The organism is Silanimonas algicola (genome assembly GCF_054777375.1).
Map to the genome: position 1 here is coordinate 1 of NZ_BAAHAS010000012.1, position 513 is coordinate 513.

General features: G+C 62.8%; 1 protein-coding gene. It reads right to left on the bottom strand.

What is annotated here, in order from left to right; genetic code table 11:
* Nucleotides 1-313: 313 nt before the first annotated feature.
* Nucleotides 314-513: Rieske (2Fe-2S) protein (locus ACYVAK_RS14700; protein ID WP_461062334.1), on the bottom strand; the 200-nt coding region annotated here is incomplete at its 5' end.

The window sequence follows — 513 nt, forward strand, 5'->3', positions numbered from 1 at the left end:
GGTGGGCGAGGTCAGCCTTGGTGTTGGGATCATCTGACGCGAGATGTTCACGCTCACCAGGCGATGTTCCAAGCCCGTGCTCAATGAGCATTGGTTCAAGGAAATATAAAGCCCGATACGCACTGCAGACGAAGCCATTCTAGGTCGCAAATCGGCGCTTTGGGCAATGCCAGCGTGAAGCCATCAAGGAATTTCGGACTTGACATGCAAGCGGCTAAGCTCAACTGCTTTGCCTGTCCGCGCCCGGGGTGCATCGAGGCGAAACCCCGGCGATGCGTAGGCTGGTGGTGGAGCGAAGCGAAACCCCAGCGCTTCACCCCGCATCGAGCCCCAGCGTGGCCAGTTCCACCGGATCGAGCATCACCTGTCCATCCTGCACCCGGCACGCGAAGCGCTGCGCGCAGCCCGCGTCCGGTGCCTTCGCCTTGCCGTCGTCCAGCCCGATCGTCCAGTTGTGCAACGGGCAGGCCACGCTGGTGCCGAACACGATGCCCTGCGACAGCGGGCCGCCCT